This window comes from Sphingomonas sp. CFBP9019, from assembly GCF_034045155.1.
Lineage (GTDB): Bacteria > Pseudomonadota > Alphaproteobacteria > Sphingomonadales > Sphingomonadaceae > Sphingomonas > Sphingomonas aerolata.
Genome location: NZ_JAXCWK010000004.1, coordinates 269,038 through 285,437 on the forward strand (window position 1 = coordinate 269,038; position 16,400 = coordinate 285,437).

The 16,400-nt window shown below is 69.9% G+C and carries 13 protein-coding genes; 9 read left to right on the forward strand and 4 right to left on the reverse strand.

Annotation, left to right across the window (positions count from 1 at the left end; translation table 11 throughout):
* The first annotated feature begins 30 nt into the window (after positions 1–30).
* Together SOM18_RS12930 and SOM18_RS12935 are read left to right on the forward strand one after the other, a co-directional pair.
* Positions 31–537, forward strand: coding sequence for a ubiquinol-cytochrome C chaperone family protein (locus tag SOM18_RS12930; protein WP_031441775.1), 507 nt, complete (start codon positions 31–33; stop codon positions 535–537).
* The gene (locus SOM18_RS12935) at positions 534–1,058 is read left to right on the forward strand and encodes a YceD family protein (RefSeq protein WP_031441776.1); all 525 of its coding nucleotides are present in this window, start codon (positions 534–536) and stop codon (positions 1,056–1,058) included. Before SOM18_RS12930 ends, SOM18_RS12935 begins: the two co-directional genes overlap by 4 nt.
* Before the next feature lie 18 nt (positions 1,059–1,076).
* On the opposite strand, the gene SOM18_RS12940 is transcribed toward SOM18_RS12935, so the two are convergent.
* Complete coding sequence (locus tag SOM18_RS12940; protein ID WP_031441777.1) at positions 1,077–1,616, reverse strand: SixA phosphatase family protein; 540 nt, start codon at positions 1,614–1,616, stop codon at positions 1,077–1,079.
* A 10-nt stretch (positions 1,617–1,626) separates the two neighbouring features.
* The gene (locus tag SOM18_RS12945; RefSeq protein WP_320481802.1) at positions 1,627–4,356 is read right to left on the reverse strand and encodes an ATP-dependent DNA helicase; all 2,730 of its coding nucleotides are present in this window, start codon (positions 4,354–4,356) and stop codon (positions 1,627–1,629) included.
* A 306-nt stretch (positions 4,357–4,662) separates the two neighbouring features.
* Between SOM18_RS12945 and SOM18_RS12950 the strand changes: the two genes are divergently transcribed.
* From SOM18_RS12950 to SOM18_RS12970, 5 genes are all read left to right on the forward strand, one after another.
* On the forward strand, positions 4,663–6,042 hold the full coding sequence (locus SOM18_RS12950; protein WP_320481803.1) for a glycosyl transferase family protein: 1,380 nt from the start codon (positions 4,663–4,665) through the stop codon (positions 6,040–6,042).
* Positions 6,008–7,228, forward strand: a complete 1,221-nt coding sequence (locus SOM18_RS12955; RefSeq protein WP_320481804.1) for a hypothetical protein — start codon at positions 6,008–6,010, stop codon at positions 7,226–7,228. The genes SOM18_RS12950 and SOM18_RS12955 overlap by 35 nt, the downstream gene beginning before the upstream one ends.
* Positions 7,229–7,271: 43 nt before the next feature.
* Positions 7,272–8,186 (forward strand): sulfite exporter TauE/SafE family protein, encoded by a 915-nt coding sequence (locus SOM18_RS12960; protein WP_037529957.1) that lies wholly within the window; start codon positions 7,272–7,274, stop codon positions 8,184–8,186.
* Positions 8,187–8,224: 38 nt separating this feature from the next.
* Positions 8,225–8,944 (forward strand): TIGR02186 family protein, encoded by a 720-nt coding sequence (locus SOM18_RS12965; RefSeq protein ID WP_052149151.1) that lies wholly within the window; start codon positions 8,225–8,227, stop codon positions 8,942–8,944.
* Positions 8,945–9,032: 88 nt separating this feature from the next.
* Positions 9,033–10,724 carry an ATP-binding protein gene (locus tag SOM18_RS12970; RefSeq protein ID WP_031441385.1) on the forward strand — a complete coding sequence of 564 codons (1,692 nt, stop codon included), beginning with the start codon at positions 9,033–9,035 and terminating at the stop codon, positions 10,722–10,724.
* Positions 10,725–10,767: 43 nt separating this feature from the next.
* Here the strand turns inward: SOM18_RS12970 and SOM18_RS12975 are convergent, their stop codons facing one another.
* The gene (locus SOM18_RS12975; protein ID WP_320481805.1) at positions 10,768–11,379 is read right to left on the reverse strand and encodes a BLUF domain-containing protein; all 612 of its coding nucleotides are present in this window, start codon (positions 11,377–11,379) and stop codon (positions 10,768–10,770) included.
* 240 nt (positions 11,380–11,619) lie between these two features.
* A complete protein-coding gene (locus SOM18_RS12980) occupies positions 11,620–13,149 on the reverse strand; it encodes a M23 family metallopeptidase (protein WP_320481806.1) in 1,530 nt (509 codons plus the stop codon).
* A 242-nt stretch (positions 13,150–13,391) separates the two neighbouring features.
* On the opposite strand from SOM18_RS12980, the gene SOM18_RS12985 reads away from it, so the two are divergent.
* Complete coding sequence (locus SOM18_RS12985) at positions 13,392–15,884, forward strand: helicase-related protein (protein WP_320481807.1); 2,493 nt, start codon at positions 13,392–13,394, stop codon at positions 15,882–15,884.
* Positions 15,877–16,200, forward strand: coding sequence for an RNA-binding S4 domain-containing protein (locus SOM18_RS12990; RefSeq protein ID WP_042466606.1), 324 nt, complete (start codon positions 15,877–15,879; stop codon positions 16,198–16,200). Before SOM18_RS12985 ends, SOM18_RS12990 begins: the two co-directional genes overlap by 8 nt.
* Positions 16,201–16,400 lie beyond the last annotated feature (200 nt).

Sequence of the window (16,400 nt, forward strand, 5' to 3'; positions counted from 1 at the left end):
CGCGCATTGGCGACGGGAAGGCGACAGGATTTGGGCTGGTTCGGCAGGCTATTGGGCGAGAAGCACGACGAGGCGCTGCCACTTTATACCGCGGTCGTGCAGCGCGCGCGCGCGGAGCACTGGTATCGCGACGGGCAGGTGCCCGACACGGTCGACGGCCGCTTCGACATGATCGCCGCGGTCCTCGCGCTCGTCATGCTGCGGATGGAATCGGAGCCGTCGGGGGGTGAGCCCGCCGCGCGACTCGCGGAACGCTTCGTCGACGACATGGACGGGCAGCTGCGCGAGCTCGGAATCGGCGACATCATTGTCGGCAAGCATATCGGCCGGATGATGAGCATGCTCGGCGGGCGGCTCGGCGCCTATCGCGACGGACTTGCCGCGGGCGATCTCGACGCGCCGCTGGTCCGCAACCTCTATCGCGGCGATCCGCCCGCGCCCGCAGCGCTCGCGCATGTCCGCACGGCGCTCACCGACTTCCACGCCGCGCTCGCCGGCGTCCCGCTATCAACCCTACTCGCCGGAGAGCTGCCATGACCCCCGAATTCAGCCGCCCCGAGCGACTCGACACGATCGGCGAGCGCGATCGCAGTGTGACCTTCGCCGCGACGCCCGAGGAACGCCGCAAGCTTGCCGCGCGGTTTGCGATCCTGTCGGTCGACCTGCTCGAGGCGCGCTTCACGATCCGTCGCGACACGAGCGGGATCGTCGCCAAGGGGCATGTGACGGCTAAGGTCGTGCAGGCCTGTTCGGTGACCGACGAACCGCTCACCGCGACGATCGACGAACCTGTCGCGCTGCGCTTCGTCGATGATTTCGGCGCGGTCGACGGCGAGATCGAATTGTCGGACGATGCGCTCGACACCGTGCCGATCGATGGCGGTGCGGTCGATCTGGGGGAAGCGGCGGCCGAGACGCTCGCGCTGGCGCTCGATCCCTTTCCCCGCGGCCCCAACGCCGCGGCCGCACTGCGCGCCGCCGGGGTGATCAGCGAGGATGAATATCAGCCGGTCAACGCGTTTTCGGGGCTGAAGGCCAAGCTCGAGGGCAAGGGCTGACGAGTCCGGCCCGACGCGTCAGTCCGCGTCGGGGCCCAGCGTCGGATCGAGATCGCGCGGCCGCACGAAGCGGGTGAACCGCGCCGATCCGCTCGTCAGATCGTCCCAGTCGTCGATGTCGAACTGCAGCTCGGCAAGACTTGCGGTCGGATATTTGTCCTCAACCGCGTCGCGGAACGGGTGGGTCACGTCTGGGGTCAGCAGCAGGACGAGATCCTCAAGCCCCGGATTATGCCCGATCACCAGCGCGCGATCGACGGCGCGCGGCAGATCGCGGACGAGGTCGAGGATCGTCCCCGCCGACGCCAGATACAGCCGCCGGTCCCAGTCGGGTGCCAGCGTGCGTCCATAGCCCGCGACGATCTCGTCGAGCGTCTCGACGACGCGGACCGCGGGCGAGGCGGCGACATGGTCGAACGCGAGCGACAATGTGCGCATCTGCCGCCCGATGATCGTCGCGGCGCGGCGGCCCTTGGCGTTCAGCGGCCGGTCGAAATCGCGCGAGACCGTGTCGTCCCAGCCCGACTTGGCATGGCGCAGCAGCGTCAGCGTCTTCATGGCTCGGGCGTCATGATAAGGGTCCTCGGGCCGGTTCGCCCGCCTCATGCCTCAAGGCGGCGCGCGAGGAAAGCCGTGCCGCGACTCGGGTCACCGCTTCGTCGAGTGTGACGCGCGTCACCGGAACCCCCGGCGGGAAGGCGCTCAGCAGGCGCGACGGCATCGCCGCGGACAGCATGACGAACGCGCCCGAATCGTCCGCACGCCGGATCAGGCGGCCGAACGCCTGTGCCAGCCGCGCGCGGATCAGCCGGTCGTCATACACGGCGCCACCACCCGCAAGCCGTCGTGCGGCATGCAGCACGGTCGGCTTGGGCCAGGGCACGCCCTCCATCACCACCAGCCGCAGCGATTCGCCCGGCACGTCGACCCCGTCGCGCAGTGCATCGGTGCCGAGCAGCGACGCGCCCGGGTCATCGCGGAAGATATCGACCAATGTGCCCGTATCGATCGGATCGACATGCTGCGCGAGCAGCGGCAGCCCTTCGCGCGCCAGCCGGTCGGCGATCCGGCCATGCACGCCGCGCAACCGGCGGATCGCGGTGAACAGCCCGAGCGTCCCGCCGCGCGAGGCGACGATCAGCCGGGCATAGGCGTTGGCCAGCGCGCCCACATCGCCGCGTTTGACGTCGGTGACGATCAGCACCTCGGCCTGTGTCGCATAGTCGAACGGGCTGAGCGCGGCGAACCGCGCGGCCGGGCGGGTGAGATGCGGTGCGCCGCTGCGCGCCTCGGCGATCTGCCAGCCTTCCTCCGCGCTGCCGCCCCCGGTCAGCGTCGCCGACGTCACCAGCGCGCCATGCGCCGGTTTCAGCACGACCTCCGCAAACGGGCGGGTCGGGTCGAGCCAGCGGCGATGCAGCCCGATATCGAATTCGCGTCCTTCGACCCGGTCGACCGCGAGCCAGTCGACGAAATCGGCATCCGCCGGCCCGCCGACGCGCGCCAGCAGCGAAAGCCAGGCCGCGACCGTCTCGGCGCGCCAACCGATCGACGCGATCGCGCCCTCGACGCGTGCCCGCGCCGGCCCGTCGAGCCAGTCTGGCGCCTCGCTCAGCACCGTCTCGAGCCGCCGGCCGAGCGTGACCAACGGGCGCACCAGCGCGTCGAGTGCGGCGGCGGCGGGTGCGGCGGCTTCGATCAGCGTCGGATCGGGTTCGGCCAGTTCGGTTTCCAGCCCATAGCCGGCATCGCCCGGCTGTTCGGCGCGCGCATAGGTCAGCCCGCGCACCGCGGCGAGCAGCTCCTCGATCGGTCCAAACGGCGCACCCTCGCCGATCCGCTGCAGCCAGCCCTCGCTCGCCAGCGCACCGGCCGCGGCCACCGCCTCGCCGATCGCGCGATTGCCTGCCTCGTCATAGCTGGCGAGATCGGACAGGCGTGCGGCCAGTCCGCGCCGCCGCCCCCGGCTGCTGCCCTCGGGACCGATGATCCAGCGGCGCAGTTCGATCGTCTCGCCGCCGGTCAGCGCGGTCGCGAACATCGAATCGGCGGCGTCAAAGATATGATGCCCCTCGTCGAACACATAGCGTGTCGGTCGGGTGGCGAGTTCGCGTCCGCGCGCCGCGTTGACCATCACCAGCGCATGGTTGGCGATGACGATGTCGGCATCGGTCGAGGCGCGCGCCGCGCGTTCGATGAAGCATTTGCGGTAATGCGGGCAGCCGGCATAGACGCACTCGCCACGCCGGTCGGTCAATGCGGTCGATCCGTTGCGCCGGAACAGCGTCGGCAGCCAGCCGGGCAGGTCGCCGCCGACCATGTCGCCGTCCGCGCTATACGCGGCCCAGCGCGCGACGAGCTGCGCGAGCACCGCCGCCCGTCCCGCAAACCCGCCCTGCAACGCATCTTCGAGGTTCAGCAGGCAGAGATAATTCTCACGCCCCTTGCGCGTGACGACCTTGGTTCGGCGGACCGCGGGATCGGGAAAGAGCCGTTCGGTCTCGCGGCCCAGCTGGCGCTGCAGCGCCTTGGTATAGGTCGAGATCCAGACCGCGCCGCCCGCCTTTTCCGCCCAGATCGAGGCGGGGGCGAGATAGCCGAGCGTCTTGCCGATCCCGGTCCCCGCCTCCGCCAGCACCAGATTGGGCGAATCGCGCACCGCCCGCGGCGCGAACGCGGCCGTCGCCGCGGCGGCATAGGCGCGCTGCCCCGGTCGTTCCTCCGCGCCATGCCCGGTCAGGTCGTCGAGTCGCGCCTCGGCATCGCCCGGCTCGATCGCGATCGTCCGCGGCGCGGGGCGCGGGGCCTGCTCCTCCCATTCGGGCAGTTTCGAAAACAGCCAGCGTTCGTTGACCGCGGGCTTGGCCAGCCGTTCGGCGACCACCGGCGCCCAGGGCCAGCGCAACCGGTAGAGCGACTGCGCCGCGGTCCAGGCTCCCTCCCGCTCGGGCCAGTCCGCGGCGTCGGTCAGCGCCAGCATCGCCTCGGCGGCGCGCAACAGGAACGGCGCGACCTCGGCATCGTCGGTCGGCAGGTCGAGACCGGTGACGCGGGCGATGCCCTTTGGCGTCGGCACCGCAAACTGCGCCGGGCGCAGGAACGCATAGAGTTCGAGCAGGTCGAGTCCCGACAGATCGGCATAGCCCAGACGCTGGCCGATCAGCGCGGCGTTGAGCAGGATGACGGGGGTATCGGCAGCGATCCGGATCGCTTCGCCACGCCCGATCCCGCGCGTCTCGCCGCCCTGCGCGACCCAGATGCCGCCATGGCTGGCGTGAAGGGCGGGGTAGGCAAGCACGTTGCCGACCGTGCGCGATGCGGAACGAATTGGCAACCTCGCCGTGCCGAAAAGCCGCAATACCGGCTTGTACGTGGGTCTCGTCGGTGATGAGGAGCCGTCCCCGCCCTGCCGAACAGACGCTGGGTCGCGCACCGGGGAGCGTGGCGGGCGATGTTCATTCGATCCAAATTTCAGCATCGGTCGGCGGACGAGCCAAGTCATTCCAATATTCTGACGATCGGTCGGCCGACACCTGTCCGAAACGGATCATGTTTGGTCCGTTACGGCGGGGACAGCGGATAGTCTTGCCCGGGGAGAGGGCCGATGAGCGAGTCGCTGGGGATCATCGATATCATCGTGCGCGAGGCGGTGGCATTTGCTGCGGTCGGCTTGTTGATCGGCGGCATCGATGACCTCCTGGTCGACATCGCATTCTTTTTCTGGAAAATCTGGCGCGGACCGTCGACCTTGCCGGGCATGGACGCGCTGCCCACGCCGTCGGAGCCCGGCCGGCTCGCGGTGTTCGTGCCGGCCTGGGACGAGGTGGCGGTGATCGGCGCGATGCTGTCGGCGGCGGTGGCGCGGTTCGACCATGACGACTACCGCATCTTCGTCGGACTCTATCCGAACGACCGCGCGACGATCGACGCCGCGGCGCGCGTGGCGGCGCGCGATCCGCGGATCCGCCTGGTCATCGGCCAGCGCGATGGGCCGACGACAAAGGCGGACTGCCTCAACACGCTCTGGCATGCGCTGCGCCGCGCCGATGATCGCGACGGGCGGCGGACCAAGGCGGTCGTGCTGCACGATGCGGAAGACGTCGTGCACCCGCTCGAACTGCGCGTGTTCGATTCGCTGATCGACCATTATGCCGTCGTGCAATTGCCCGTCCTGCCGCTCGTCAAGCGCAGCTCACGACTCGTGTCGGGGCATTATGCCGATGAGTTCGCCGAAGCGCATATGAAGCAGCTGGTCATCCGTACCGCGCTCGGTGCGGGGATGCCGCTGGCGGGGACGGGGTGTGCGATGTCCACCGCGATCCTCGATACCGTGGCGGCGACCCGCGACGGCGATCCGTTCGACGCGTCCAGCCTGACCGAGGATTATGAACTCGGGCTACGGATCGCCCAGCTCGGTGGGGCCGGACGGTTTGCGCGGATCGTCGACGATGCGGGCGCGCTGATCGCGGTGCGGGCGTTCTTCCCGGCGACCTTCGACGCCGCCGTCCGGCAAAAGGCGCGCTGGATGACCGGGATCGCGCTGGCGGGCTGGGACCGGACCGGCTGGGCTCGTCCGCAGGCACTGGCCGATCACTGGATGCGGATGCGCGATCGGCGGGCGCCGCTCAGCATGGTCGTGCTGGCCGCCGCCTATGTCGGGCTGACCGCCTGGGTCCTGACGTTCCTGGTTCATGCGATGGTCCCGGCCGCGCAGGGCTGGCCGGCGATGCCGGTCGTCTGGCTGGCGGGGGCGAATATCGGGCTTCTCGTGTGGCGGCTCGGGATGCGGATGGCCTTCACCGCGCGCATCTACGGCTTGGCCGAGGCATTCTGGTCGCTGCCCCGCTTCGTCGTCGGCAATGTCATCAGCCTCATCGCCGCGCCGCGCGCCGTGGTCCGCTATATTGCGATGCTGCGCGGCGCGGCGCTGGTCTGGGACAAGACCCGGCATGAATTTCCCGATCTTCGATCATCGGGAGGGTGAGCGGGACGCGCACGCTGCGCCACGGGTGAAGGGCGGGCGGCCGCTCCGTTTTCTCGCCGCCGCGCTCGGCGCATGGGTCGTGATGCGGATCCTGGTGCTGTCACCCTATGCCGCGGGGGTGCTGACGCCCGGCGGATCTGGCAGCCAGCAGCGTCCCACTGTCGCGGCGGGGACGCGGCACGATCGACAATCTTCGCTCACCGCCCGCGCCGTCGGTATCGCTGCCATCGACCATCATCGCGCCGCCGCCAATGCCAATGCCGCTCTTGCCGCGGCCCACCGCCCCGACCGGCGTGCCACGCCGCCGCAACCGCCCGACGATACCATCGGGCACGGTCCCCGCGCGTCGCCCGGTCATGCCCGCGCCGCGCCGGTGCTCGCCGCGGTCATCCTGAACGCGGGCGCGCGCGCCGTTGACGTTCGCACGACGCTCGCTGCAGATCGTGACGCCCAAGTCGCTATGGACGTCCAGCCCGACCGTGCGCCCGACCGGCAGGGTCGGATCGCGATGCTCCCGCCGCTCGGTCCGGCCGCGATCGGCGCGACCCGTGCAACTTCGCACGCGCCGCTGAGCGTCAGCGGCTGGCTGCTCGCGCGCGGTGGCGCGTCGGGTACGGTATCGGGGGGGCAATTGGGCGCATCGCAGGCGGGGGTGCGGGCAGTCTATGCGATCGACCCATCGCGGCGGCTCGGGCTGGCCGCGCGGCTCGCAGCGCCGCTCGAGGGACGCGGACGCGAGGCGGCCCTCGGCATCGAATGGCGGCCGACCCGCTGGCCCGTCCGCCTGATCGCCGAACAGCGCTTCGTCCTCGACGGGGGCCGCGGCGGCCCGACGGTCGGCGTGATCGCGGGCTACGGCCCCGCCGAGATCGCACCGGGCGCGCGGATCGAGACCTATGGTCAGGCAGGGGCGATCGTGCGCGACGGGGTCGAAGGGTTCGTCGATGCCGCTGCGCGCCTGACGCACGGTGTCGCGGAACGCGGCAGGCTCCGCCTCGACGCGGGGGTCGGCGCATGGGTGAGCGCTCAGCGGGGCGCGGCACGGGGCGATCTTGGCCCGTCGCTCGGCCTAGCAGCGCCGCTCGGCCGACGATCGGTCCGTCTCGCGCTCGACTGGCGCCAGCGTATCGCCGGCACCGCCCGCCCCGGCTCGGGTCCCGCACTCTCGGTCGGCAGCGACTTCTAGCCGGCCGCTAGCCCCCGCGGCCGGTTTGCGTATAACGACGCGCGTGGACCTGTATCTTCCCATCGCAAACCTGTCGGTCAATGCGCTCGTCATCATCCTGCTCGGCGGCGGTGTCGGGCTCTTGTCGGGGATGTTCGGGGTCGGCGGCGGCTTTCTGACGACGCCGCTGCTGATCGTCTATGGCATCCCGCCGACCGTCGCCGCCGCCTCGTCTGCCAGCCAGGTCACGGGGGCGAGCGTGTCGGGCGTGTTCGCGCATTTCCGCCGCAACGGCGTCGATGTGAAGATGGGCGGCGTCCTCGTCGCAGGCGGCATATTGGGCGCGTTCTTCGGCGCCTGGCTGTTCCGGCTGCTCCAGCAGAGCGGCCAGATCGATACCGTGATCGCGATCGTCTATGTCGTGATGCTCGGCTCGATCGGCGGCATGATGGCGAGCGAATCGATCGGGACGATCCGCCGCGCGCGGACCGGCCGCCCCGCCAAGCCGCGCAAGCGACGCCATCACCCGCTGGTCGCCGCGCTGCCGCTGCGGACCCGCTTCTACGCCTCGGGCCTGTATATCTCGCCGCTGGCGCCGTTGCTGCTCGGCTTTTCGACCGGGATCCTGACCATGTTGCTGGGGATCGGCGGCGGGTTCATCCTGGTGCCGGCGATGATCTATCTGCTCGGCATGGCGACGTCGGTCGTGGTCGGGACCTCGCTGTTCCAGACGCTGTTCGTCACCGCGGTGGCGACGATGGTGCATGCGACGACGACCAAGGCGGTCGACATCGTGCTGGCCGGGCTGCTGCTGATCGGATCGGTCGTCGGCGCGCAGATCGGTGCGCGGTTCGCGACCAAGTTCCGTCCCGAATATCTCCGTCTCGGGCTCGCCGTGATGGTCCTGCTCGTCGGCGCACGAATCGTGCTCGGGCTGGTGTGGCGGCCCGAGGAGATTTTCTCGGTCACGCTGTCGTGAAGCCGGGCGCGCCGCTTCTCCTGCTCGCGCCGCTGCTGATGGCGCAGGCCAAGCCGGTGCTCGTCCCCGACGTGTCGCAGCGCAATATCGAGATCGCCTACAGCTTCACCGGCGCCGAACTGCTGCTGTTCGGCGCGATCCTCTATCCCGGCGGGCGCCTGCCGAGCGGCGAGAGTCCCACCGACATCGTCGTCGTCGTCAAGGGGCCGACCCAGTCGATCGTGATGCGCGAGAAGGAGAAGGTCGCCGGCATCTGGGTCAACACGTCGCGGCTGCGCTATCGGTCCGCGCCCAGTTTCTATGCGATCGCCTCGTCCAAGCCGATCGGGCGGCTGGTCGACGACCGCACCCGGGCGATCTACGAACTTGGCCTCGACAGCCTGCAATTGTCGCCCGCGTCGAGCGCGCCGATTCCGACGCAGGACCGGTTCCAGCGCGGCCTGGTCGACCTGAAACGCCGTGCCGGGCTGTATTACGAGGCGCCGGGCGCGGTCGAGATCACCGATGACGTGCTGTACCGCGCGCGGGTTTCGGTGCCCGCGCGCGTACCGGTCGGGCGCTTCACCGCGGAAACCTTCCTGATCCGCGACGGCCGTGTGCTGGCCGCGGCGGTGCGCGACATCGACATCCGCAAATCGGGGTTCGAACGCTTCGTCGCGCGCGCGGCCGACCGGTCGGCGATTGCCTATGGCCTGGTCGCGGTCTTTCTCTCGATCTTTCTCGGCTGGGCGGCCGGCTGGATCGCGCGCCGGGTCTGAGGCGCGCGGACGCTCACGCATTCTTTACCCGTGCGCGGCATGGATGCGGACATCTGGCAAAAGCCGGAGGATCGAGGACCGACCGCCTATGACCGACATGCCCGCCGCCCATCTGTTCCAGCGGGCGATTGCCGCCGCGGCGATCGCGGACGGCGCGGGGCCGGACGCATCACCGGGGGGACAGGCCGACGCCCCGATCGGCGTCATATCCGCGATTGCCGGCGCCAGCAGCCGGGTCCTGCTCGACCGGACCGCGATCGCGCCGCTGCTCGCGCACCCCGACGCGGTGCTCGCCGCCGCCGGCCAGGTCGGCAGCCAGGTCAAGATCCGGGTCGGCACGTCATGGATCATCGCCAATGTCCGCTCGCTCGCGCTCGAGGCGGCGATGGGCGGCGTCATCGCGGGCGAGATCGATTTCCTTGGCGAGGGGGACGAGGACCGGGCGACCGGCGCGCTGTACGGATTCCGCCGCGGCGTGACGCGCTATCCCATGCCGGGCTGCGAGGTGTTCGCGGTCACGACGCGCGACCTGCGCGAGGTCTATGCCGCCGAGGACCGCGCGAATATCGCGATCGGTACCGTCTATCCGACCGCCGACGTTCCCGCCGCGCTGTATGTCGATGCGATGCTCGGCAAGCATTTCGCGCTCGTCGGCTCGACCGGCACGGGCAAGTCGACCGCCGCCGCGCTGATCCTGCATCGGATCTGCGACCTCGCGCCGCAGGGGCATATCGTGATGATCGACCCGCACGGCGAATATGCCGCGGCCTTCGGCACGAACGGCGCGATCCACGACGTGTCGAACCTGCAAATGCCCTATTGGCTGATGAATTTCGAAGAGCATTGCGAGGTTTTCCTGACCAGCACCGGGGAGCAGCGTCAGTTCGATGCGGACATCCTCGCCAAATGCCTGCTCGCCGCTCGCGCCAAGAGCCGGCTCGGCCAGACGATCGCCAAGCTCACGGTCGACGCGCCGATCCCCTATCTGCTCAGCGACCTGACCGGCATCATCAGCCTCGAAATGGGCAAGATGGACCGCGCCGGCGACACCAGCCCCTATCTGCGGCTCAAGGGCAAGATCGACGAGATCAAGGCGGATCCGCGCTATGGCTTCATGTTCTCGGGGATGCTCGTCGCGGACACGATGGCGGCGTTTCTCCAGCGTATCTTCCGCCTGCCCGGCGACGGCCGGCCGATCTCGATCATCGACGTGTCGGGCGTGCCGTCGGACATTACCGCGGTCGTCGTCGCGATGCTCGCGCGGATGACGTTCGACTTCGCGATCTGGTCGCGCAACGAGCCGCAGCGACCGATCCTGCTCGTCTGCGAGGAGGCGCATCGCTACATCCCGAACGATCGTCAGGCGGAAAGCTCGGTCGGGCGGATCCTCGGACGGATCGCCAAGGAGGGTCGCAAATACGGCGTTTCGCTCGGGTTGATCACGCAGCGCCCGTCCGATCTGGCGGAAGGCGTCCTGTCGCAGTGCGGGACGATCGTCGCGATGCGGCTCAACAACGAACGCGATCAGGCCTTTGTCCGCGCGGCGATGCCCGAGGGCGCACGCGGCTTTCTCGAATCCATCCCCGCGCTGCGCAATCGCGAGGCCATTATCTGCGGGGAGGGCGTGACGATTCCGATCCGCGTCGCGTTCGACGATCTCGAGGATACGCGCCGCCCCGCCTCGAGCGATCCGCTCTTCTCGGCGCTGTGGCGCGATGTCGGCGGCGAGGAGCAGATCATCGACCGGACGATCCTGAAATGGCGCGCGCAGGGCAAGTGAGCCGGCTGTCGGTCGTCGTGGCGGGAGCTACTCGCGGCGGCGCCTAGGCGGCGTAGTCAGTTTCGGTGATCTCGTTGTCCGCCATCAGCCGCAGCCGGTTGATCAGGCGGCATGCGATCTCCGACTTGCCGGGCCCGTTCGGGGTGGCGAGCATCGGGATGAGCTGCTGGTCGACGAACGTGTCGGGACCCGAATAGGCCAGTGAAAAGCGCCGGAACCCCCGGTCGAGGCCGATCATGTCCGTGATGATCGTCACGTCGCTATGGCGCCGGTCGGCGCTCAGCCGCGCGAGCAGATTGGAGATCGCCGGATCCGGTCCCTCGACCAGCTGGACGAAGTGCAGATCGGTGATGATCAGCGCGCCGGTGATGCCGGCCTGTGCGTTCCGCGCGCTGGACTCCTTGACGATCTCCATCAGCGCGCGCTGATCCATCGCGATATCGGGCTTGATCTTGCTCAGATACAGCACCGTCCGCAAGGCCGGCACGGGCGTCGCGCGGGCGGGCCGGATCGCGGTGACGGGTGTCGGGCGCGGTTGCGGCTGGCTGGCACCGCGCAGGGCCCAGTCCTGCTCGCGGCGCATCGCGCGTCCCGGAACATAGCCCTGGATCGAAATGAGCCGTCCGGTCGCGGTCGAGGAGAGCCCTGTCTGCATGATCGTCACATATCCGGTAAAGCGATGGTGCATCCCGCCTAGCATGGTGCATGACAGCACTGTAATATCGTAGAATTACGAACCGGACTTTAGTATGGGCGCCGCATCCGTGATCAGGATCGACAGCGGCCTAGTCTGCGCGAATTCGAAAAGATGATCGATCAATAGTGCGCGCAGTTGGTACGGCCATCTGCGGGGACTCGACGCCGGTTGCAGACACGTACGGCGCGGCGCGCGTCGCTAGGTGCCGGTGCGGACCGCGAGCAGGCGGGCGACCCGCGCCTTGAACGCGCGCAATGCCGGGCCGGACAGCTGTGCCGCGCTCGCCAGCGATACCGATCGCGGATTGATCGCGCCGCCGTTCCTCCACACTTCCCAGTGGAGATGCGGCCCCGTCGACATACCGGTCGAGCCGACATAGCCGATGACCTGGCCCTGGCGTACGCGCGTGCCCGATGCGACCGCGATCCGGCTCATATGGCCATAGCCGCTCGCCAGACCGCCGCCGTGGACGAGCTTGACGAAATTGCCATAGCCGCCGGTCCGGCCCGCGAAGCTCACCACCCCGTCGGTCATCGCGTGGATCGGCGCGCCCCGCGGCGCCCCGATGTCGAGTCCCTTGTGCATCCGCGTGAAGCCGAGCAGCGGATGCACGCGCAGGCCGAAACCGGACGTGATGCGGCCGATCACCGGCATGCCCGACACAGCGCGGCGTTCGGTCTGGCCATTGGCGTCGAACCAGCCGCCGCGGCCAGCGTCGTCACCCTCTACCGCGTCCGGATCCGCCTGTGGGTCGGTCGTGGTGGTCGGTGCGAAGCGGACGAGTTGCAGCGTGCGCCGTCCCTGGTCGATCCCGGCGAACAGCAGCGCGCCGATCCGCGTTTCCCCGGTCGCGGCGCGTTCGCGGGCGACGATCAGGTCGAAACGGTCCGTGGCGCTGACGTCGCGCCCGATCGACAGCCGTGTCGCGATCGCCTTGATATAGGTCTCGACCGCCTTGGCGGACACGCCGGCGGCGCGCATCGACCGGTACAGGCTCGATCCGGCAAGCCCCTGGATCCGCAGCGGGGTGCGGTCGACCGCGATCGCCATGCGCGTCATCGCCAGACCCGCTGCGGTGCGGTGCAGCGACACGTCCAGGTCGAACCGCGCGCGCACCGCGAGCGAGTCGAGTGGGCGCGCGACCGTGCGATCCGCGCGCCGGCCCAGCGTCAGCGCGATCCGCGTGCCCGCCGGGATCGCGCCGGGATCGACCGTCTGCGCGATCAGCGCCGATGCAGCACTGGCGTCACGCCGGCTGACGCCCGCGCGGATCAGGACCCGGTCGAAGGCATCGCCCTGACCCAGTGTCGCGGCAAGGTCGACGCTCGGCCGTTCGGGTGCCTGCGCGAGCGGTACGACAAGGTCGTTCGCCGCCATCCGCCGCCCCGTATCCGCGCCCTGGCCGAGCGGCGCGATCGCCAGTGCCCGCGCCTGCTCGCGTGCCGAACCGGCCAGCGGTGCCGGGACGCCGCCGGTCAGCGGGCGAAAGCCGGGGGCGAGCATGACGGTCGCAGCGCACAGCGCGGTGCAGGTCGCGAGGCCGCGCCACCACGTCGCACTACCGATCGCGCTGCCCAGATCGGGCACCCAGTCGATCCGTGCTGCGGCGTCGTGCAGCCGCGTGACGCCCCGGGGAATTGCGTCGGAACCGGTGGTGGCGGCGCGCCCGAAACTTCGGGCGTCGATGCCGCCGGCCAGCCCCAGTTCCTGCTCCGTCCCTAGATACACGTCGCGCACCTCGTGGCCCAAATTCCTGGCGCACATTTCCGGCCAGGTTCGCCGTTCCCCCCGGCGCGGGTCGGAGTCCTGTGCAGCAAGGGTCCTAAAGTCAAATTAACCCGCCGCACGCCAGCCACGCACGACGACGAGGCGTGGTGCGGCGGGGGCGGACGGAAGCCCGTGCGCGGAATACGGCGAACTTGTCCTGCCGGTCATTGCGCCGCGCGACCTTACGCCCGATGTTCTGGGCTATGAGTGACGATGTGTCCGGCGGCGTGACCGCGGTCCTGGGGCCGACCAACACAGGCAAGACGCACCTCGCGATCGAGCGGATGTGCGCGCATTCGAGCGGCATGATCGGCTTCCCGCTGCGCCTGCTCGCGCGCGAGGTCTATGACCGGGTGGTCGCGATCAAGGGTGCGAACCGCGTCGCGCTGGTCACCGGCGAGGAAAAGATCATGCCGCCCGATGCGCGCTGGCTGCTCTGCACCGCCGAATCGATGCCCGACCGCGACGTCGCGTTCGTCGGGCTGGACGAGGCTCAGCTGGGCGTCGATCCCGAGCGCGGGCATGTGTTCACCGACCGGCTGCTGCGTGCCCGCGGACGCGAGGAGACGATGATCCTAGGCTCCGAGGCGCTGCGACCGATGATCAAGGCGCTGGTTCCCGGCGCGGAGATCGTCAACCGCCCGCGCTTTTCGACGCTGACCTATGCGGGCGCCAAGAAGATCAGCCGCCTGCCCAAACGGTCCGCGATCGTCGCGTTTAGCGCGGAGGAGGTCTATGCGGTCGCCGAGATGCTCCGCCGGCTGCGCGGTGGCGCCGCGGTGGTGATGGGCGCGCTGTCACCCCGGACCCGCAACGCGCAGGTCGCGATGTTCCAGGCGGGCGAGGTCGATTATCTCGTCGCCACCGACGCGATCGGCATGGGGCTTAACATGGACGTCGCGCATGTCGCCTTCGCCAGCCTCAACAAGTTCGACGGCAAGCGCCAGCGCCGCCTGACCGTCGCCGAGATGGCGCAGATCGCCGGCCGCGCGGGCCGGCACCAGCGCGACGGGACGTTCGGCGCGCTGTCCGATGACGGGCCGGGCGCGTTCCTGCCCGAAGAGGTGCTCGCGATCGAGGAACACCGCTTTCCCCGCCTCGAAAACCTCTACTGGCGCCAGGGCGAACCCGATTTCGCGAGCATCGACGCGCTCGTCGCCAGTCTCGAGGCGCGCCCGCCCGCCGGCGTCCTGCGCGCCGCACCCCAGGCGCTCGACCTCGGCGTGCTCAAGCGGCTCGCCGAGGAGGGCTGGGTGCGCGAACGGACGCGGCACCCGAAGATGGTCGCACGGCTCTGGGCGGCGTGCGGCATCCCCGATTTCCGCAAAGTCGGGCTCGACCCGCATGCGCGCTTTGTCTCGCGCGTGTTCGGGCATCTCAGCGAGGGGCGGGGGCATATCCCGCACCAATGGTTCGCCGACGAGATCGCGCGGCTCGACACCGTCGCGGGCGACGTGCCGGTGATCGCGGGCCGGATCGCGGCGACGCGGATCTGGGCGTATATCGCGCAGCGGGCCGACTGGCTCGCCGAGCCCGCGCACTGGGCCGCGCGCACCGCCGCGCTCGAAGAGCGTTTGTCCGATGCGCTTCATGCCAGCCTGACGCAGCGCTTCGTCGACAAGCGTACGACCGCGCTGATGCGCCAGATCGGTGCGGACGCCGCGTCGCTCCCGGTCGTGCTCGGTCCGGAGGGCGAGGTGATGGTCGAGGATCACCCGATCGGCCGCCTCGACGGCTTCCGCTTCACCGTCGCTGCTGACGCGCGCGCCAGCGACAAGCGCCTGCTGCTCGCCGCCGCCGAAAAGCGGCTGGCGGGCGAACGCACGCGGCGCGGCCAGTCGCTCGTCGATGCGCCGGATGCGGATATCGCGCTCGACGAGTCGGCGCAGCTCGTCTGGGCGGGGCATCCCGTCGCCCGGCTCGGCGCAGGGCCGTCCTTCGCCCGCCCGAAACTGATCCTCGATCGCGCGCTCGACTGTCTCGACAAGGCGGCGCGCGAGCGGATCGAGACGCGCCTGTCGCGCTGGCTCGCGGCGATGCTCAAGCGGCGGCTCGCGGTGCTTGTCGATCTTGCCGTGCTCAGCCGCGACGCGGACGCGACCCCGGCGCTGCGCGCGGTCGCCAGCGCGATCGAGGAAGCGGGCGGGATCCTCCCCCGCCTGCCGATGCGGCTCGCGCTCGAGGCGGTCGATCCCGACGAGCGCAAGCGGTTGCGCAAGATCGGCATCATGATCGGTGCGCTCGACCTGTTCGACGTCCGCCTGCTCAAGCCCGAGCCGGCGCGCTGGCGCCGTATCCTCGCTGGCATCCGCGGGACGGTGATCACCGCGCCGCGCGACGGGGCGACCGTGCTCGCGCGCGGCAGTGATGGCGCGACGCTCGAGGCCGGGTTTCGTCCGCTGGGGCTTCAGGCGGTGCGCGTCGACCTGATCGAGCGTATCGCCCGCGCCGCGCATGATTCACGCACCGGCCGCGCACCGTTCGCGCCCGACCCGGCGCTCGCGACCTCGATCGGGCTCGAACCCGCGTCGATCGAGCGGCTGATGGCCGAGCTCGGCTTCAAGGCGCTGGCGGGCGACACGCCGCGTTGGGTCTGGCGCGGCCGCCCGCCCGCGCGCGCGGTCCCTGCGACGCCGATCGACCCGTCGCGGCAGAACGCGTTTGCCGGGCTTGCCGCACTGGTCCGCCATGGGTGAAGGCGCGATGCGGATCGATCGGTTCCTGTGGTTCGTCCGGCTCGCCAAGACGCGCAGCGCGGCCCAGGCGATTGCCGAGAAGGGGCATCTGCGAATCGACGGCCGCGCGATCGACCGCGCACACTGTCCCGTCCGGATCGGCAACGTCCTCACCTTCGCCGCCAACGACCGCGTCCGCGTGATCCGCATCGAGGCACTGCCGACACGCCGCGGTCCCGCCCCCGAAGCGCAGGCGTGCTATCAAGACCTGATCGCCGGCCAGACCCCCGCCGGCACCGAAGCGGACGACGTCGCACCACCCCGCCCGTCATCCTGACGAAAGTCAGGATCCAGGATACCAAAGGACAGCGTCTCATTGCCTTGGATCCTGACTTTCGTCAGGATGACGGCGTGGTTTGGGCGGAGGCGGTCGGAGGCGGCAAAGCCTGATAACGTCTCGCAGAAGGCTTGCTATGATTGACGCGACGGGCCTGCGCGCATAGTCGCAGGCCGTTCGTCGCCGGGAAGGAATCCGGC